Here is a 19,233-nt window from a genome sequence, read left to right on the forward strand (position 1 = left end):
CCTGAATCTCCGGAATAATCGCCTCACCCTCCCGCGAGAGGGAGGCACCCATACCATCCGGGAAACGATACTCGACGATGATTGGCAGCGTATCCGGGCGCTAGCCCACGGAGAGGATGCGACTGAAGACTGGGACACGTTCGATGGGAATGCAAGTGCGACATGGCCAGCGCCGACTGAAGAGGCGTGGGTTCCGATTGCCGGTGCGCTTGAGACTGACGACGCTCACGAGCGAATCGCGAAAACACTCTCGTTGTTCGGTGTCTCAGTGCTTCCCGATATCCGGACGGTGTGGATGTATGGATCCGGACATCCACGAACTCGAGGTGACGCATCCTGGGATCCCATCGAGTGGTCTGCAGGCGACTTTCTGGCGGGTGACGGCGTCCCGGAGAGTGCTGGCGCACTCCAGCGCTCTCTAGCAGACGCAGGAAATGTCTATCAACAGTGGATCACGGCGCCAGGAAGACATCCGCAGACGACTGCCGAGCACTCGAACAAATGTAACGTCAAGACAGATGGCGTCCTCAGAGACGTCTTCCTTGCGACGTGGATCTGGTTCGACGACCTCGACGCAGTTCAGCAGCTCGGCGAAGAGAATCTCCTCGAACTCCTTCACCGGTACGAAGGCCATCACCAAGTCGATACTTGAGACGGGATGGACCTGCTCGCATGGTCATCAGCGTGACGGCTACGGATGGTCGAAGTCAGTTCCGACGCTTCTGAACTGGCAGCTTCGCCAACTGGAAGTCTGGGACGCGACCGTCACAACGAATCCAGAACTCCAAGACCGCTGGGGAGATGACGCTGCACGATTTGCCTATACAGTCGTAAAGACTGGGTCGCGTGGGGCTAGAGCCTCGCGACTCTTCCCGCACATCGATCCGGATGATCTCGATCTCTCTGAAGAACTGCTCCGAAAGCTGGGAGTGAAAGCAGTCAATTCGTTCGATGCTACTGAAGCTGCGTGGCACCTGCACCGGCTCCTCGAAGTCCTCGCCGTCGACGGCCCAAACGAGGAACCGGTCGCTCTCGATATCCCTGACGACCGAGATAATGATTGGAACGCGGCTTATACGGCGCTCCTGGAACCGATTCTACGCCAGCTGCCTGCAGAGGACCCAGCAGCGGAAGATGTCGACTTGCCGTTCCTGTCTCACCTCCCGATTAAGCGTAGCGGTGAGTGGCAAGTCGCGTCGCTAGAGTGGTTGGCAGAGAACGCCGACAAGGGTCGCTACTACGAGGATCAGTCACCGAAGCCGTGGGAGCGCCGTGCCGTTGAGCAGGGAGGTCACTGGCTCCTTCCCCGAACTGCGTCAGGGCCGTTTACCCGGCTCACCAACGCTCTCGGGATTGCGCGGGTTGACGCATCGAAGCCAATCTTCGAAGCGGACGAGCTGACATTCACGGACGAGTCAGTCGCAGAGTTCCGTTCGGCGCTCCGTGATCGGATGGTGCTCCTCGTTGCATCACTCGAACAGCGGAGTGAGGATCGAATCCGCGAATTTGCAGATGATTTAGACGCTGCAATCGCGGAGCTGCGAGTAGCTGAACAGTTTCCCGAGGTAATCGAAGACGATCTCGACGCCCCGAAATCGGGCCTCTATGCACCTCGAAGCGGTGAGGAAGCCTTCGTGTTCAATTCAGCAGCCTTCGACGACGGACTTACCCTCGACGGGCTCGCGAACGCTGTCTCGCTGCTTGCCGAACAACCGACGACGATCGCGACGTTCCGAGAGGCACTCGACGGTGATCTCTCACCAGCAGAACTCACGAAGCGATGGCAGCGGCGAACCTTCCCCGTCGACGACGTCGCACGAATACTGGGTACGAGACGACGTCGAGATCTCCGGCAACGGCTTGACGCTGTTGTCACCTTGATTGAGCGTTTCGACGGCACGATCGCTCCGACCGTCGACGAAGTCGTTGAAGCAATCGAGCGCGAGGAGGACATCGCTGTCCAAGACTTCAAGCGGGCCTTGTGCGGCGATGAAGCCACTACTCTAGATGAGACATCGGCCCAGGGAGCGTTCGTTTGCGACGTTCGGGATAGTCTTCCTCAAGAGCTTAGATTCGTTCTCGATCGGCTCTTTGGCGAGGATCGGCGACCGTGGCGGGAGATAATCTTGGAGTCCGAAAGCCGCCGCGAATCGGATGTGATTGACTGGCTGGCGAAGAACGCGAGAGCCCTCGACGCGACAGCGTGTTTCCCACAGTCAGTTCGGTCCGCCTACGGCCGTGTGCTCGCTGTGATGAACGTCTGGGACCGGACGGAGACGACGGAGCTCAACGACATCGATGTGTGGCGGTCGCGGCTTCGCGCCTTATCGACGGAGTCACACGTTGAGTGGGTGGACCGACTCCCTGACCGGTTACAGAATGAGGACGCAGACGGCGAGCTGTTATTCTACTATTCCCCCGAAGATCGGTTCCGGTCGCAGGTCGTCACTCCCTTCCTCGAGGGACTTTTCGGAGCTATCGCGAGCGAAACAGCGAATCTGGAGACAATGTTGCGACGGTATATTCTGGAGGGAGAGTTACCGGAAGATGAAGCGACGGTCTCCGCTGCCGACCACCAGGACGGCGCACTTGCTGACCTCCAGTCTGCGGCCATGAGTGGACAGAAATTCTCGACCGAGAGCCTTCTCGATGCAGGGTTCGAGGTACAAAACGCATCGACGCGGACGACTGGCAGTGGCGGTGGTGGTGGTGGTGGAAGTACGCAGTATCGTGGTCGCGGTCAGCAAGGTGAGGCTGCAACGCTCGTCGCGATTCTGGATGATGCTGCGGCCTGGCTTGACGACCAGCCCATCGGAATGATTCGGACGGTCTGCTCGACGTTCCGTGCGCTGCACGACGATCAGCAAAACGGCGATCACAACTGGCATCTCGACCGAGTCTGGGACCAGGAATTACTGCCGCTTTTGTCGGGTGGTGGGTTAACGCGGGAGTCCATCGTGGACTGGCGTGATCACCTTGGAGATGGGCGGCTCCGGGATCATCCACTGGTCAGACTCTGTAACGTCACGCTTGAACAGGGCCCCGGGTTCGACGTAATCGACCCATTCGGTCCATTATCAGGTCCACGGCGAGAATTCGATATTAACCAATTCGTTCCCGTCGAGGTGAAAGCAGTCGGAGGCCGTTCCCCACCATTCCACTTCCGACTAACGACCAACGAATACCGTCGCTGCAAGGCATTCCTCCGAGGAGATCGGTCATACGTGATTCGGCTCGTCCACGTTCCTGAGCCAGGGACACCCAACTGGGCGTCAGAGACGCGGTTCGTCTCTGAGATAGTACTCGAAGATGTGTCGGACGCTGACGCTGAATCCCTAGTTCGTGGAGATCCCTTCGAGGAAGTCGTTAAAGGCGGCTACATGAATATGAGTATAGATCAGTGACTCTCCCCATTATTGTCTGGTTGCGAATAGATTGAGGAGAATGTGCCTCCGAAATCGCGCAGAACACAATCGCCAGCACAACGCTTTACATATAAACCTCTGTTCAACAAACTGGGTTAATAAGTACTGACGATAGAGTATAGCATACCAGATGGGCCACGTCTACTACCACCATCCCGGTGACAAGCAATTCTCTCTTGACTTCGTCCATCCGGACCCTGGTGAAATCGTCTCGCAGATCGTCGGTTACGATGACGACGTCGCAGTGAAGGTCCAAACATACGATATCGACGAAGAATTCTACGTCGTCTATACGTCCCGCGTCGGCGGTGGGCCTGTTCGTGAGATCGATTTCAATCTGAATGAGTCACTCGCGAAGATGAGCGAGGACAACAGCACCATCGTCGTTCGGCTGCTCGAGATCTACCGCGCCCTCATCGCTCAGAACGAGGAAGAAGAAGGCGTTCCTGTCGAGGCATACAAGAAGATCGACGTCGACGCGCTGCCAGACGTGCTTGATCGGACGTCGTGGGAAGGGTCAGCGACAGACGTTGCAGGCCGACTCGCCTCGAACCTGATTCTGAAACACGCACTCCCGAACGCCAACCACCGGACGGCTGTCGCACTGATCCAGTTCTATCTCCGGCGTCTGAATCCGAATTTCTCCATGCCGGAAACGTCTATAGAAGTCGATCCAGAGACGTACGACTGGCGGCAGTGGGTTAATGAGTACATTAACGAATCGAAGCGGCTGTTGACCGTTCGACGGAAGAACGTCCTCTTCAAACACCTGTACCGCTTCGGCGCGAGAACACTTGAGCGGAAACACGCGGTCGAAATCGACTTGACTGCATACGAGCTGGATATGTACCCGAGTGAGGCGAAGATCATCTATGCGGAGCAGCACGAAGACCTCTGGATCGAGTTCGTCGAGGAGGCCGTCGAACGCGCAGGGTATCCAGACCTGAAGGAAACACCGGGGCTATCGAAAGCAGAGTTCGCTGAAAAGATTCGGAATCTCGACTAAGGAGTTCTGTTAGTCTTGGAGTGTGGCGACTGTTCGGCCCGTTTCTTCGGCCTCTTGGCTGCGAGACATATTGTACGCCGCGAGCGCTTCGTCAACCGCCTCATCAAGACTCATTGGTCAACCTAATCTTGTCTCTTCTACCGTATAAACGCTTGCATGGCTCCAGACGAGTATCAAACAGCCTCAGTTGACCTCGATCAGTGCTGAATGCGCAGATGTTCTTCCCTGCTCTGAAGAATCCGTTGCCGTCGAACAATTTGTCCCCGAACAAAGTCCAACCATGTTCGAAGACGTTGTTTAGGGGATATCTGGATTTGCGGTAAGACTACTCGATAACGCTGGCTTCCGAACGCTGATCTTGACCAATCAGCGCGACTAGGTCCGCTTTCGAGAGCGGATCAATATCAACACGGACCTCTTGTGCAGTATAGAAGATCCCTGCGGTCACCTCTCGACTAGAGAACCAGTCATTCAGCACGTGATAGTACACGCTGAGTTGCTTCCGATACTCATCCTCGGCGTGCCGCCCGAGGTCAGTCTTGAAGTCGATGATCTCGACAGTATCGGGGCGAATGTGAACGAGGTCGATGATTCCAGAGATGGTGACCTGCTCGCCGTCGACAGTGAGTGGCAGATACGCATCCTCCTCAACTCGAAGCTCACCATCGAGCGAGTCTATGAACGAATTGATGTGACGTTCGTCATCGTTCGAGGGTTCGACGTCCCCCTCCAGCACGTACCGCTCAGCGAACTCGTGGGTCTGCGTTCCGAACACTGTCCCTCTCCCGTCGTCGACGTCCTCGAACACGTCGTCGCGCATGAGCGTGTGCGGCGAGTGTCCGACCGGACCGTCCGGCGTCGGCACAGCAATCTGCAGGTGCGCCTGCGTCGTCTCGCTGATGTCGTCTTCCTGAACGTTGGGTTCTAGTTCCTCGAGGTCGACCGGAAGCTCTTCGATGAACGTGTTTGGGCTCTCGCCTGCAGCGAACACGAGGTGGCTCTCAGCCCGCGTCATCGCGACGTAGAGCAAGCGTCGTTCCTCATCGTATCCACGCGGCAGGCACTTCCGGAGGACGTCACTCCGCCAGTTGTCGTGAATGTGGGGATACCTGTGGTCGTCGGCGTAGACCTTCCGCTGGCGTAGCCCGATTGGATCGGTGAACGTGATCGCGTTACTGTTCCCGCCGGATGGTGTGAGTTCATGTTCGCGAGCACGACGATGGGGTGTTCGAGTCCCTTTGCCGCGTGGATGGTCTGGACCGTCACCGAATTCATCCCAGCACTCGCGTGGACCTCGTGAGTGCTTCCGTCCTCGATGCCCCGTTCGATGAATCGGATGAGGTCACCTCGTGTCAATGTCGTCGCGCTGTGAACGGACTGAATCGTCGTCAGCAGCACGTCGGCGTAGGCCCCGTCGTAGTCGTACTGGGAGAACACGCGTTGGGCAACCCCACCGACCGTCTCCAGTGTTCCAAGCTCCGATTTGAACGTCTGCATATTGGCGGGGTACGCCTCGGTATCGAGGATGTGTTTGACCTCATCGAGCGTGTAGCCCGCTTCCTCGAGGACGACCACCCATCCTCGCTCGGCGTCTGATTCGAGAATCCGCAACCACGCCAACAGAAGCTTCGCCGGGTCGGACCGGAACAACTCGATGCCGCCCTCGTACGCCATCGGCAACCCGTACTCCTCGGCGACAGAGAGGAGTTCCCGGCCGAAGTCACGAGTCCGGGTGAGGACGGCAATGTCACTGTACTCTGGGAGACGGAGTTCGTCGTCCTCTTCGACCTGATACGCGTCGTTCCCGACGACCTCTTGGATCTTGGTCAGAACGGCCTCGTGTTCGTCTTCGTGTTGAATTGCCTCTATCTGAGAGTTCTCGTGCGCGGCGTTCGAAGAGAGCGACACGAGACGGTCTCGGACGGCCCCCTCGTCGACGTTGTCCTTGCTCGAAACGGGCGTGACCAAACTGTGCTCGGAGAAGTCAAGGATGGCCTGCGTCGATCGGTAGTTCTCGACGAGTTCGATATCGATGATCGGGCGTGTCGCCCACGACACTCGCTCGTGGTCCTCGTTGAGTTCGTCGACGAACCGGTCCAGTCGAGACTCAAACTCGGTGATGGTCTCGACGGCAGCGTATTGGAAGGAGTAGATGCTCTGTTTCCAGTCACCGACGACACAGACGTTGTTCGTATCCGCGAGCAGGAGTGCGAGTTTGAACTGGATCTCACTGGAGTCCTGGAACTCGTCGATCATCACGTACTCGAACGCGACGTCGTCGCGGAGTCGGTGGTCGTCACAGAGCAGCACAAACGCGAACAGTTGGAGGAAGCTGAAGTTGAGGTAGTTCCGACTGAGCGCGAACTGCAGGTACTCGTGATAGACGTCGTGGACGAAGTTCTTGAGGCCCTCTCGCTGTTCGTCAAACGCCAGTCGCGCGACGGTAGCGGGAACTTGCTTCTCACCCCATCCGCCACGGATCTCGTCCTCCTCGGGCGCATCTGGGAGGTAGCACTTGTCGTTCCCGTAGCCCCCGAGTTTCGAGCGAAGCTTCGACTGCTTGTTCCCGTCGTTTCGGGGGTGATTCAGCTCGTCGAAGATCTCTCGAAATGCGTCGAAGTCGCCGTTCAGATGCCACTCGCCGTTCCGGTACCAGCTATCAGCCGTCGGGAAGACACCTTTCGCCGCGAACTGATTAATCAAACCGAGGAGTTCGGCTGGCTCCTCGACGGCACGGAAGAAGTCGTCGTACTCGGGATGGTCGTCGCTGAATCGACGGATGAACTCGCGGAATTGCGCCTTCTCGACGTTTTCATTTTCGAGGACACGTGTGGACCCCGTGATGCGGTCGTCGATGCCGAGGAGCGTCGGTGCCTTGAAGCCGTGTTTCATAAGGATGTCGTGACAGAGGCTGTGGAACGTCTGGATCGGTGCGTCCGAGAGTTCACGCATCCCGTAGTCACAGTGGGCGACGATTCGGTCCTTCATCTCTGTCGCCGCGTTGTTGGTGAACGTCACGAGGAGAACGTCCTCGGGTTCGACGTCGTCTTGGTCGACTATTTCGGCGTAGCGACGGGTGACGGTGGACGTCTTCACAGTCCCTGCGCCGGCGTCGACGACGTGGATTCCCTGTTTGCTGTCGATCAGATCTGATCTTGCTGTTGGTCGTTTGGTGCGGTCATCGCGACTCACTCTCTAGGATGCAATCTCGGTTGTCTACGTACCGATAGTTGGGATCGCCACCGAGCCCCTGAACTGGGAAGCGCTCGTCACCCGCACGGCGAGTGTTCAGTTCCGAAAGGCGCTCTCGAACGAACTGCTCGAATGCGTCCACGTCGCCAGTGAAATAGTTCTGGTTGCGAATACGGAGCAAGTGTCTCAGTGCCTGCTTACAGCCCTTCTTCACGTACTTGTAGTCTCCAACACTCTCCTTTTCCTTTCCTTCATCTGTTCCGTCAATAGGCGAGCAAACATAGAGTCCAAGAGTTCACTCTTGTCTCTCGTCTCCGGGAACTCGTGTGCGTCCAAGAACTCCGAGTACTCTTCGTACTCCACCTTGGAGAAGGTCTTGTTACAGTCGTTCGCGGCGTCTTCCTGCAGTTCGGTGAAGGTGTCTCGCCTCGCGATGTATCCGTTGTACGTAACGGGATAATACGTCACCGTCGTAAGGCAGTCCTCCAAGGGACCCATTCCCCGTCACCACATCGTCGAGCGTTTCGAGGAAGTGGAAGAACGTGAATCGCAGTTCCTCGTCCGGGCGCTCGGTTCGCTGATGTGCGAGATAGAGGAGTACTTGAAAGTTCGGTTTGTCGCTCGGTGGGTCGAGCGCCGAGTGTTTGACGATGGAGTATGCCGACCTCTTTGTACCACTCTTGTAGTCGAGGAGTCGGCCAGGGGTATGAACGAGGTCGATTTTCCCCTTCAATCCGAGGTCGGTGTTCTTGAACCAGCGCTCAGTGTGCGACGCATCGATGGGGCAGTCGTAATACTCTGCAAAGAAATTCTCTCCCCAGCCACTGTCCGGCGTCGTCAAGCCATCACTCTGCGGCGGGTTTGCATCGAGGAACTCGACGATGGTCTGAAGGCCGACGCGGTACTTGGTGAGTCGGACCTCCCGATCGACGCCTCGGAGGAACTGGTCGACCTCGTCGAGAATGACTGCGGCGACCTCATCGAGTGTGTCCGTCGTGATGGCGTCCGGATGTGAGACGTAGAACTCTGCGAAGTCGTGGAACAGGTTCCCTTCTCTGAAGTGGTCCTTGTCCGGGTTGTCGACGAGTCGGCTGAAGAAGTAATCGCGGGGTGAGTTGACGTCAGTGTCGTCCGCTTCCTCCTCGAGACGAGCTTCACGCTCCTTGTGTTCGGTCAACGCCTCGGCGTAGCTGGCAGCGTCCCGAAGATGCTCCGGTGTGGCTTCGTTGAGGGCGTCGACGATCTCCGTCGGGAGGTTTGCTGGTGGGGAGGGTGGTTCGTAGAACATCGACTCTCTTCGTGTTAACCAACAAAACTCGCCGATCGATAGTTCTGTTGGTTAAGCAGGTTCGTGGACTCGCTGACCTCGTCCTCTGTAACATCATGAGCAACTAATTTATAAATCGGTTTCGTAATATGTTACACCGTGCTCCGGCGTATTGAGCTTGAGGTCCTCTCCACAGTCGACCGTGGCGACACGATCTCCGAGCTCGCGATGAAGCTCGACCACAGCGAGAGCTACCTCTCTCGTGCCGTCGCCGACCTCGTCGACAAGGGGCTCGTCTACACGGAACGCGACGGTCGCCGAAAACGGGTCGTCCCGTCGGATGCTCGCGCCGTCGAACTCTATCAAGACCTCGTCCGCCAGCACTCCCACATCGAGTTCCCCGAGCTGTTGACCGGTAAGGCCCTTGAGGTGCTCTACTATCTCGACCAGCCGCGAACCGTCGCCGAGATCGCCGACCGGAGCAACAACTACCGTAACACGGTCAACCGTGTCCTCAAGCGAATCCGCGACCGCGGCCTCGTCGGGACGGACGACGGTCACTATGACTTCAACGCCGACTTCAACCGCATGCACGAGTTTGCCCGTGAACTCGCACATCATCTCCATCGACAACGGCTCGAAGTTGTCGCCTCGAAGGGAACGATTCTCTGGGAGGACTACGACGAATTCCTCGCCCAAGCCGAGACGGAGATCGACGCAGAAGGGTTCCACGAAACCGGGCTAGCTCGTTTCGCCGCGTTCGACCTCCAGTTCCTGCTCACTGACCACCGCTACTACCTCTACTCCGAGACTCTTGACGAAGTCTCGCCGGCGGAGCTCTGCTGTCACACGCTGCTAATCGACAACGGCAGCCGCCACCGCTCGTACTGTCTCCTCCTGCTCAGCCACGTCGACGTCGACGAAGACGACCTTCGCGAGCAAGCGGTGAAGTACGGACTCGATGACGAGATTGATGCCCTACTCCAGTATCTTGAGACACACGGCGAGATCCAGGACGGCCTTCTCCCCGAGTGGTCTGAGTTCCAGGAGCTGGCAGCTGATTACGAGGTGGACCTCCCCCAATGAGGCCAACCTTTGGACGCGATTACATCGAGGACGTGTTCCAGCGAATCGGGGATGGGCTCTTAGCCCCACTTATGGGCTACCAACGCTTGACCGGGTTTGTCGAGATGGCGACACAGTCCGTCCTGTGGAGTAGTCCGGTCACGACTGCGGGGAGGGAAGGCGGCCGTCTGGTCGGGGAACGCGGCCTCGTTTGATCTCGTGGTCGACGCGACGTAGATGCTTGCAGCTACCCTCAGGTGAGCGCTGCTGCCAGTCGGGACAGGTGCACGACTCGTCGACGACGTCGATTTCGTATCGATTACCGGATGCGGACTGGACCTCGTAGCGACCACCTTTCGTGAGGAGCGAGACGTCCATTGCTTCGTCGATGGCACGCTTCGTGCGTGGTTCGAGGTCATCCTGTGGCTGTGGATCGTCGTCGACGACCAGCCGGTCGCGGACGTCGCCAGTCCGACCACCGTCTGGAGCGACGGCTTCCGCAGGGCCACTGAGCCGCTCGTGGAGCACTTCCTCGACCGGATGGCCTTTCCGACCACAGGTAGTGGACTTCGCGGCGCTCGCGATGGTCGTAGGAACCGCACGCGGCTGCGCTCCCAGTCCATACTCGCCAGGCACCGAGCGCGGCCATCACGTCGACGATGGTCCGTGGGACGGTCTGGTGGTCGTCCGGGAAGAACACCCGGAAGCGTGTATACGCCTCCTGCGGCGGGACAGTCTCCCACCAGTCCTCGCTGGAGCCACAGCTATCGAACATCGCTTCGTCGGTGCCGTAGCCGACAGTGACGCCGTCGATCGGTGTCCAGTCCGTTGGGAGGTGGTCTGTCTGCCCTTCGAGTATCCGGAGGCGGAGGACGGCGTATCGAAGATACTCGTGGGCTTCGTTGTCTGCCGTGCGAGCGATCTGGTCGTGCTGCTCGGCAACGTGCTCAGCTTCTTCGAGGACCGTCGTGAGATAGTCGTCAGTCATGATTCGTGGAGGTCAGAATGCGCCTCCGCCCCTCTGCGGGCGCAGAAAAACTTAACCAACATCGTCGGCTGAACCTCCGCGCTGTTGGTTAAGAATCGAGCTACCGAATTCGATTCCTCCCGGTCGGCCATCAAAAGCGTCTAGCACCTACAGTGACCTCTGCTGCGAGATTGTTGTGTCCAACCGTTCCCAGACCGTCTCGAACGCTGGCGGTTCGCCGGTGAGGTCTGGGAGCGTCGTCTCCCACTGCTGGCAGATCTCGTCCCGCTGGTCCTCCGGAAGTCCCGTTGACAGATCGACGGTGAGTCCATCGTGTTCGCACTTTGCCTCGAACGCGGGTTGAACCTCGGCAAAGTCAATTGTAACCGACTCGGTTTCGAGCAACTGGTAGAGGTCGTAGTAGTCGCGAGCGGCCCCCCGCTGGTAGATCGCGCGAAGCTTTTCCGCGAAGATCTCCTCAACGCTGTAGGCCTGTAGGTTGAACTCGGGGACGTCCTCGTAGGCGTGGGTATGCTGGACCGGCTCGAAGGCGACGTGCTCGTCGACCATCACGTCGATGCTGGTCGTGTTGGGATGGCCGAGGACAGCACGATACTGGATACTGATGTCGACGTAGTGGGTTGGGTAATGATCCTGCCGGGATTCGTGATGCTCTCGAATTGTGAACTCGATTCCGGAGCGATTGGTGACCGTCTCGAGTAGCGCTCGCAACTCGCTCTTTGACCCCTTATACTGGCCTGCGACGCCGAAGTCACGGTCCTCGGAGTACCGCCACGAGCGCGGGAAATACAGCTTGCTCAGCGCGGTACCGCCCTTGAACAGGAGATTGTCACCGTAGTCGCTGGTGAAGATGCCCCAGAGAAGCCAGGAGTTCACGTAGTTCTTCTCGGCGTACCCCTGGCGGACGCCGAGCTCCCGAGCGAGAACCCGGAGCCTATCTTGGCTGATCATCGCGATCAGGACTCCGACGGCTCCAGCGTGGCTGGTTCGACGTTAACCCGGAGGCGGCACGTGCTGTCTGTCGATCCGGTCTCGGGACGCGTGGGATCCAGCAGAGAATAGCCACTCGTGAACGACGCGACGAGCGCCTCTCGGGTGGGAAGGTCGATGCCGAGCTGGTCGGCGAGGTAAACGATCCGCTTGGTCGCGGCGCCGTTGTCGAGGCGTTCGAGATACTCGCCGACAGTTTGCCAGGAACAACCTTGTTCATCGGCGGCACGCATTGCGCTCGCAAGCTCGCGGATGCCGCCACAGAACTCGGGATGGTCCGCACAGTCGATGAGCGTCTTCTCCAGATCGCTGACTTGGATGGTGGTCCCCTCAACGGAGGTCGGCGTCGTGCCGAAGAACTTCCGGCCGGTGACCGTCGTGACGCGGTAGGGCACGCCGTGAATCTCCCGGCTCTGGGCCCGGGTTGGTGTCACGACGTAGACTGTCCGTGGAACCTGTTCAGTCAGCCCGTGGTGGCTGAGCGCGCTGTAGTAGCCGATGTACATCGGATCGGCGACGTGGGCGGCGATGAGGTACTCATGGGTCGTGTACATAGACTTCTCGCCGGCCGCGAGCGGGATGATGAGGTATGTTCCCGGAAAGAGTCGGTCGAGCCATCCCTTCTCCGTGAGTCGGGACGCGATTTCCCGGGCGGCGTTCGGAGCGACCTCCAGGGTCGTCTCGATGTCGTCGACCGAGATGATCTGGTGGCCCTCAGCGGCAAGCCGCGAGAGGAGCCGACTCTCCCGAGTTGAGAGCCCCTGCCGATTACTTTGCGGTTGTTCTATGGCGCCCATGCCTGCGTTTCGTACATAGAATATACAACCGCACCAACTTGACTGTTGTGCCACCACTCGCTGACGGGCCCAACCCGGTTAACCAACGGAAGGAGATCACGGGGAAGAACGTTGCTTAAGAGTTACTCTCTCGCTTCGAGTGTGTCGATGACTTCCTGCGCCGACGTACTGATCCGTCCAAGCCGCTCGCGAACAACCTCGGGATCGTCCGACTCCCAGACTGCGAGGTAGAACGCCGAGCCGCTGGTATCGAGTCCGCAGTACCGCCCAACGACGTACGCGACGGCTTCGGCCTCGACTTCGCGTTTCGACCGTTCGGTTTCGGTGTCGTCGTCGACGTCGAAGTGGAGCAGGGCGTGCGCGTACTCGTGAATCAACGTCCGGGCGAGATCAGCATCGTTCTCCCGATCCCGATCCCGAATCTCGACACGCGGCTGCATATCGACGAGACTCAACTGCTCGCAAATGCCCTTTGCCTCACCGTGGGTCCACTCGTCTGTTGGAATGATCTGCACCGTCACGCCGAGCTCATCCGAGGCGTCGGTCAGTTGACCAACGAGGTCGCCAGCGTCCCCAGTCGCCTCAGTGTCGAGGTCGGGGAGCGGCTCACCGTCGGTCTGGGAGATATCAAACACCGGTGCGGGTTGAATCCAACGAGCCCCTTCGACCACTCTTCAGGCGGTGTCTCGTCGTAGTCACAGTTGCTGCTCTTGTGGTAGCTCGGCGAGTTCTCGCACTCCGGGCACTGGTTCGTGATGATTGGTGCCCAGATCCAGATAGCCGATTCGCCCTCCTTGACGTGGCGGTCGAACTCCTCCTGCCACGTCCGGTAGCCCGCCACCCGCGTTGCCTCGGGACACTGCCGCTTGATGAGGAGCGTGTTCCGGTAGGAGTAGTCGTGGAAGCGACTCTGGACGTCAAGCCACTCCTGGAACTCCGCGCTGACCTGCGCGTCGTCGACGCCGGCGACGAGGTCGTCGATCCACTGTTCGATAGTGCTGTTCATTTCGTCTGATCGCGTGTCGGTCTGGTCGAAGGAGACCGACGAGTCACTGGTCGTAGCCATTGTGTTCACCGAATCGAGTTCACGGCGACTGCGTCTGTTCAGACCGCGCCGCACCCCCTCAGGGGCGTTCAAAAAACCGAGCTGTCGGTCAGCGGAGCTCGTGGCGTTCGTCCGCGCCAAAGCCGACCGTGACGAGGTACTCGAGGAACTCGTCGAACCGCTCGACGTCGCTGGGCGTATCGGTCGCAAGGTGACGTGCCCACTCGATAGCCCATTGGAAGGCGGGATCCGTGCCGCCCTTGCCGTGAATGTACCACCACCGGGCCGCTTTCAGCACGACCAGCGGATTCGTCGGCGGCTGCTCACCGGCGAGCCCACGGGTGATGGATTCGATTTCGTCGGGGACGTCGGCGGGATCGACCTCTGCTGATTGCGTGTTATCGATATCGACAGGGATCTCGTCGATCGAGACGTTGTCAGGACTCTGTTGTTGACTCACTGGAATTCACCTCTGAGAGCTTTCGAAGGAGCCCTCGCCCTCTCTGGAGGCACGAAAAACAGGTCGCAAAGTCACGCCGGCGGGAGGTAGACGCTCTGCTCGCCGGCGATCTCCCCCAGGTTGTTCCGGTGACGGTGGCTGAAGTAGCACTCGTAGCTGCAGTATCCACAGACTGCGCCAGTGTCGTATTCAGCGACGAAAGGGCCGCGACGTGTTCGCCAGACGTTTACGTCGCATTCGGTGCAGGCGGCCTCCTCGAGATCGACTGGGCTCGGCCCCCCGTACTCGATGTGTAACCCCGCGTCCTGTGGTGTCGTCTCGGGTCAGATCCCGTGGGACTTCCAGAACTCACGTATTCGAGCGAGACTATGGCGCACCGTCTTCCGAACGGTGACGTGATCGGCGTTGCGACCGCTGTCGTCCCAGCCGTCGGCCGTCCAGAACTCGCCGAACTGTGCGCCGCGATGGAGTCCGTTCCAGTCGACGCCCACGATGTCGGCTGGTGGATCGGCAGAGAGCGTCGGTCGGGTCAGCTGCTGGATGGCCTCGAGTTGCTTGGGTGGGCTCCCGCCGAGGATGTGGACGTGACGACCGCGCCAATCGGTCGGCTCGGAGAACTCGTGGGCCAACCGGTCGACGTAGCCACGCGAATATCCGAGGACGATGTCATCGGGAACCGCGTCGATCACCGATCGTGACTTCGGGACGATAATGAGCTCGGCCTCGGGGTAGCTGGCCTGAATCTCGCGAGCAGCGGCGACGTGGTCATCGACGTCGTCGCGTTCGTAGACATCGCCTATGACACCGACCCATGGTTCGTGCTCGAAGAACCGATCGACGAATCGATCCAGATTGGGGTTCCGGAAGTCGTTGTCGAGCATTCCGACGGGGATATTAAAGTCCTGATACTGGCTCTGCTGGTATCCACAGTCCTCTCGGAACCCGGGTAGGAATCCGATCTTATAGGCATCCAGGGTGAACGGCGCTCGATGGAGGAAGGCCACGACGTCGGCTTGTCTGGCGGCAGCGATTTCACTAGCCGTGTTGGGATTTGCACTCAGATCGAGGGACATGACTGGGCTTGCGAGGCCGCTGCTGGCCGCCCCGCATCCATTCAGGGGCTCGAAAAACCGGGACTACATTCTATTAACCAACAATTAGTGATACAACTCGGGATTGTTGGTTAAGACCGGAATCTACTCCTTGTCCTCACGGAGCTCCCTAGCCTTCCACTCGAGGCGTCGCAGAATATGCGTCCGGTTCTGGTTAGCATTCTCGTAGGCGACGCAGGCTCGGAGCGTCTCCATGTCGTGAATCGTCGCGATACCAGCGTTGATGAGTCGAGTGTTTGGCGGTTCAAGACGCTGTTCCGGTGTGAGACCGTCTGATTCGACGGATAGGTTTGACGAGTTGCTCACTTTTGTTCGCCTCCGCTCCCTCAAGGCGACAATAAACAGCGGCCAGGCCACTCCCGGTCGAAGACATTCCTTGTCAGAATCCCAAGTCAGTTTGGACGGTAGTTCGCGTCAGTGTCGACGCTGTCGTACATGCGGCCGAGCATGTCGAGCGCCGACTGGAAGTGGGCGTAGTGCTCGTTTGCGAACGCCACGGTTTCTTCGAGGGAGATAACGGCCCGCCCGTCGACCATCTCGGCCTCAATCTGTGGCCGCGGCTTGAGTACCACCTGAATCGCACTATTGAGGTCGGCAGCGGGCAGGCGTTCTTCCGCAGTCGGGATTCCGAATCGATCGAAGAACGCCGTCCAGGCGTCGAGGTCGGGCTCGTGGACGGCGATGAACAGCGGATAATCATCCGGCTCGCGAGCGACTTGGTAGCCACCGCGGGTCCAGACGTAGACCGCATCGATGCCAGTGTATGCATACTCCATCCCCGCGAACTGCGGGAGGACATACGCCTCCGCTATGGATGGCGGCGAGATGTTTGCTGACGCCGTCAGGAACTCGAGACCGGCGTCTCGGAGCGTCTGATCGACGAGATGGAGCCCATCGTCGTACGCGACGTATCCCGCCTCCTCGAGGCGATGCACGACGCGACGGATCGTCTCCCGGTTCTCGTCGATCTTCCGCGCGACGCCTGAGATGGAATCGCCCGGGTCAAGCGCGAGGATGAACTTGAGTTCCTTCTCACCGCACACTTCGTACATTCTATGGCTACACAATTCTGTGCAATAGTCAAAAGAAGTACTATTCGTGTGGGTCGGCTGGCTGGATCTGGCGAGTGTCCTCAGCGAGGTCGTGGATATACTCGCGGAGGGTTTCCATATCTTCGCGGGCTTCTTCGAGCGTCTTGCCCTTCACTTTGGCCGTGATCTTGTCTTGATCGCGGGTGCCAGTACCGCGAGTGAGTTTGACGGTGAGTGAGACGCCGACATCGCTTCGCTCGACGTACTCGGTTGGTGCCTGACGCTCACGGTTCTGCGGCGATTCTGCGCTCGTACGAGGCTGCTGGGTGTGTTCTGACATTGATTGCTCTCTGTGATCGTTAGTTGATGGACGGTGCGACTGGATCGTCGCCTATCTCACGAAGGGTGGCACCTATCTCGTGTCCGGTGAGTCGCCAGCAGTTGTCGGGTCCTGTACACTCTAGCTGGCTCACCACTTCGGTCTTGAACGCCTTGTACTCCGCCAGTGCCACCTCCTCATCGTCAGTGTAATCGAGCAGGAGGGCGAGTGCGAGTTGCGCCGGCCCACTCCCACCATATCCACATTCGAAGCCCGAAGGACTGTGATTCGCCAGCTCGAGACTCCGCTCTGGCGTGAGCTGTTCTTGGTCCGATTGCTTCTCGACGATGGCGCGGCCTCGACGACGGTAACCGACGTAGATGACGTCGAGATCAGCCGAGGTCCGTGACTGTACGTGTGAACGTGGGTCGCTGATTCCACTCATAGGTTGGTTCGCGGGAGGCTCGTTTGATCACCCCCGCACCCCTCTCGGGGGTTCAAAAACAGGGCGGGGCTGCGTTCGGCAACGTATTTGACAGTTGCAACGTATTGTCCAGGTATATCGGAATGGCTGTACTGGACGATCTCTCAGAGTTTGAGTTCGAGGACGTGATAGAGGATGTCTTCCGAAATCTCGGCTACGAGAACGTCCGTCAGGCCGAGCGAACCGCCGACGAGGGGCGGGACGTCATCATGGAGGAGGTTATCGACGGCACCCGGCGCGCGATCATTGTGGAGTGCAAGCATACGGGGACGGTGGGGCGACCGGTCGTCCAGGAGCTCCACTCGGCAATCGCGACGTTCGACTTCGACGGTCCAAAGCGCGGTCGTCACGACCGGTCGGTTTACGAATCCCGCCCAGGAGTACGCCCAGCGTCTCCAGCAGAACGATGATCCATCCCATCGAGCTGCTCGACGGCGAGGACCTCCGGGAGATCGGCCTCGACCTCTACAACGGTCGGATCGAGATTCTCTGCAACGAAACGCTCCGCCCCTACGACCCGGCGGCCGATGTCGGTACGCCCGTCGAAGAGGCGTTCCGCGACATCGAAAACATCGAGGTTGGTGACCTCCCAGAACCACATTCGGCGGTGACGTTCCGTCCGGTAGTCGCGGTCACCGCGGACACGAACGCCGTCTTCGAGACGTCGGTGGGCGTCATCCACCGGATCAACGACCGGACTCGATTCGTCGCCCACGCCGAACGCGGGCAGCCGCAGGTCGTCGACGAGGACGTCGCGACGCTGGTCACGGAGAACCTCCACGCGACGGTCAACCTCGACTCGGAGCAGTTCGCGGAGGTGTTCGACGACGTCGAGGAGAACCGGTTCGGCCAGACACAGACCGAGTACAAGGAGTGGGCCGTCGAGCGGCTCCAACAGCACCACACGACGACGGTCACCTACACCGGCGACAACAACGTCACGTACAACGAGACCTGCGAGCCGAACCGCTCGGACATCTCCGTCCAGTCGATCGAACCAGTATACCTCCCGGAAGTTCGGCACACCACCGACACTCAGGAGTATACCTATCCTTACGAGTACTACGCAGCGGGTGCGTCCACTGTGATACGAGCGGCGTCGACGAGCCGTACACGTATTGTCCGAACTGCGGGGCAATCGCCTGCGACAGTCACAGCAGGACTGAACGGCTTGAGCAGGAGCCGGTGTGTACGGACAAGCGGGTGCTGCGTTTCGATGCCGGACGGGAAGCTCCGCTCAACCCGGCGCCGACTGCTTGGGGGGCTCGCGGGCGTCGGAATGGCAGCGACGACCGGCTGCCTCGGAACAGTTGAAGCAGCGGGCTTCCAGCAGGAATCGGCCTGGCGTGACCCACCGCTCGTTGAGGACCGCCCGAACGCCGTGTACCTCCCGGCTATCACCGAGGGAATGAAGATGTACGGGATGACAACGAGCGGGCCATACGGGCTTGCGGTTATGTATTCGTACCCGCACCGATTCTGGACGGTGACGGGAGACGAGGTCGGAAAGACTGTCGTCGAAGCTGACGACTCGATCCATCTGATGGTTTCGTTGTGGGACAAAGAGACGGGGACGACACTACCGATCGATTCGGGAATAACGATCGAGATAACGAACGATGACGGCCTGGTCACACAGGAGGTGGCCTACCCAATGCTCTCTCAACAGATGGGTCTACACTACGGGGCGAATTACGAATTATCTGGAGAGGGGTCTTACACTGCGACGGTTCGCGTCGGTGGTGTGCCACTTCGTCGGACCGGAACGCTGAGCGGTCGTTTAGAATCCGTTCAGACGACCGCGTTCGACTTTCGAGTTCTCGTTGTGCATCACGCTCGTTTTCGTTTCCCCTCGTCTCCTCCTGCAGGAATAACGGAACACGATTCCGACCGTCCTGAACACTATCACGCCGAAACTTGTATGGAATGCGCATTTTCTGACGCTCTTGTTTCATATGTTCGGTTACGTTAGATTGATCCTCAGTTTTATCAGATCGTTTCGGGGTACGGTTGGTATCACTCTGAACAATTCAGCTATGTCGTTTTACGATT

General features: G+C 59.0%; 12 protein-coding genes and 6 pseudogenes. 5 read left to right on the forward strand and 13 right to left on the reverse strand.

Translation table 11 applies throughout. The features are described 5' to 3' along the window. Window positions 1-518 precede the first annotated feature (518 nt). Both J07HQW2_RS19330 and J07HQW2_RS16170 read left to right on the forward strand, forming a co-directional pair. A complete protein-coding gene (locus tag J07HQW2_RS19330) occupies window positions 519-3,404 on the forward strand; it encodes a hypothetical protein (RefSeq protein WP_303704271.1) in 2,886 nt (961 codons plus the stop codon). A gap of 151 nt (window positions 3,405-3,555) precedes the next feature. Further along, a complete protein-coding gene (locus tag J07HQW2_RS16170; RefSeq protein ID WP_021056756.1) occupies window positions 3,556-4,431 on the forward strand; it encodes a DUF8172 family protein in 876 nt (291 codons plus the stop codon). A gap of 325 nt (window positions 4,432-4,756) precedes the next feature. Here the strand turns inward: J07HQW2_RS16170 and J07HQW2_RS16175 are convergent. The 3 genes and pseudogenes from J07HQW2_RS16175 to J07HQW2_RS16180 all read right to left on the reverse strand — a co-directional run bounded on the left by J07HQW2_RS16175 (window position 4,757) and on the right by J07HQW2_RS16180 (window position 8,911). Then, window positions 4,757-7,613 (reverse strand): annotated as a pseudogene (locus J07HQW2_RS16175) (UvrD-helicase domain-containing protein). Next, the gene (locus J07HQW2_RS19335) at window positions 7,610-7,837 is read right to left on the reverse strand and encodes a hypothetical protein (protein WP_303704272.1); all 228 of its coding nucleotides are present in this window, start codon (window positions 7,835-7,837) and stop codon (window positions 7,610-7,612) included. The pseudogene J07HQW2_RS16175 and the gene J07HQW2_RS19335 overlap by 4 nt, the downstream one beginning before the upstream one ends. 165 nt (window positions 7,838-8,002) lie before the next feature. After that, a complete protein-coding gene (locus tag J07HQW2_RS16180; RefSeq protein ID WP_021056760.1) occupies window positions 8,003-8,911 on the reverse strand; it encodes a PD-(D/E)XK nuclease family protein in 909 nt (302 codons plus the stop codon). 138 nt (window positions 8,912-9,049) lie between these two features. Here J07HQW2_RS16180 and J07HQW2_RS16185 point away from each other — a divergent pair, with 138 nt between their 5' ends. Continuing rightward, a complete protein-coding gene (locus J07HQW2_RS16185) occupies window positions 9,050-9,976 on the forward strand; it encodes a MarR family transcriptional regulator (protein ID WP_021056761.1) in 927 nt (308 codons plus the stop codon). A 138-nt stretch (window positions 9,977-10,114) separates the two neighbouring features. Here J07HQW2_RS16185 and J07HQW2_RS16190 read toward each other — a convergent pair. From J07HQW2_RS16190 to J07HQW2_RS16235, 10 genes and pseudogenes are all read right to left on the reverse strand, one after another. After that, window positions 10,115-10,943: pseudogene (locus J07HQW2_RS16190) on the reverse strand (hypothetical protein). 147 nt (window positions 10,944-11,090) lie between these two features. Further along, window positions 11,091-11,894, reverse strand: a complete 804-nt coding sequence (locus J07HQW2_RS16195; RefSeq protein ID WP_021056764.1) for a nucleotidyl transferase AbiEii/AbiGii toxin family protein — start codon at window positions 11,892-11,894, stop codon at window positions 11,091-11,093. Window positions 11,895-11,899: 5 nt separating this feature from the next. Further along, window positions 11,900-12,730 carry a type IV toxin-antitoxin system AbiEi family antitoxin domain-containing protein gene (locus J07HQW2_RS16200; protein ID WP_021056765.1) on the reverse strand — a complete coding sequence of 277 codons (831 nt, stop codon included), beginning with the start codon at window positions 12,728-12,730 and terminating at the stop codon, window positions 11,900-11,902. A gap of 122 nt (window positions 12,731-12,852) precedes the next feature. Next, window positions 12,853-13,796: pseudogene (locus J07HQW2_RS16205) on the reverse strand (ArdC-like ssDNA-binding domain-containing protein). Between the two features lie 88 nt (window positions 13,797-13,884). Continuing rightward, window positions 13,885-14,235, reverse strand: coding sequence for a DUF8013 domain-containing protein (locus tag J07HQW2_RS16210; protein WP_021056768.1), 351 nt, complete (start codon window positions 14,233-14,235; stop codon window positions 13,885-13,887). Window positions 14,236-14,306: 71 nt separating this feature from the next. Further along, a pseudogene (locus tag J07HQW2_RS16215) lies at window positions 14,307-15,308 on the reverse strand (DUF6610 family protein). A 123-nt stretch (window positions 15,309-15,431) separates the two neighbouring features. Further along, window positions 15,432-15,653 carry a DUF8129 domain-containing protein gene (locus tag J07HQW2_RS16220; RefSeq protein WP_048075354.1) on the reverse strand — a complete coding sequence of 74 codons (222 nt, stop codon included), beginning with the start codon at window positions 15,651-15,653 and terminating at the stop codon, window positions 15,432-15,434. A gap of 86 nt (window positions 15,654-15,739) precedes the next feature. Next, on the reverse strand, window positions 15,740-16,399 hold the full coding sequence (locus J07HQW2_RS16225; RefSeq protein WP_021056771.1) for a helix-turn-helix domain-containing protein: 660 nt from the start codon (window positions 16,397-16,399) through the stop codon (window positions 15,740-15,742). A 40-nt stretch (window positions 16,400-16,439) separates the two neighbouring features. Beyond that, window positions 16,440-16,718 (reverse strand): DUF7389 domain-containing protein, encoded by a 279-nt coding sequence (locus tag J07HQW2_RS16230; RefSeq protein ID WP_021056772.1) that lies wholly within the window; start codon window positions 16,716-16,718, stop codon window positions 16,440-16,442. A 19-nt stretch (window positions 16,719-16,737) separates the two neighbouring features. Further along, complete coding sequence (locus tag J07HQW2_RS16235; protein ID WP_021056773.1) at window positions 16,738-17,142, reverse strand: DUF6166 domain-containing protein; 405 nt, start codon at window positions 17,140-17,142, stop codon at window positions 16,738-16,740. Window positions 17,143-17,264: 122 nt separating this feature from the next. Between J07HQW2_RS16235 and J07HQW2_RS16240 the strand changes: the two are divergent. Then, a pseudogene (locus J07HQW2_RS16240) lies at window positions 17,265-18,375 on the forward strand (restriction endonuclease); the annotation flags it as partial. Window positions 18,376-18,397: 22 nt separating this feature from the next. Then, window positions 18,398-18,994: pseudogene (locus J07HQW2_RS16245) on the forward strand (iron transporter); the annotation flags it as partial. Window positions 18,995-19,233 lie beyond the last annotated feature (239 nt).

Origin of the sequence: Haloquadratum walsbyi J07HQW2, assembly GCF_000415985.1 — an archaeon.
Lineage (GTDB): Archaea > Halobacteriota > Halobacteria > Halobacteriales > Haloferacaceae > Haloquadratum > Haloquadratum walsbyi_B.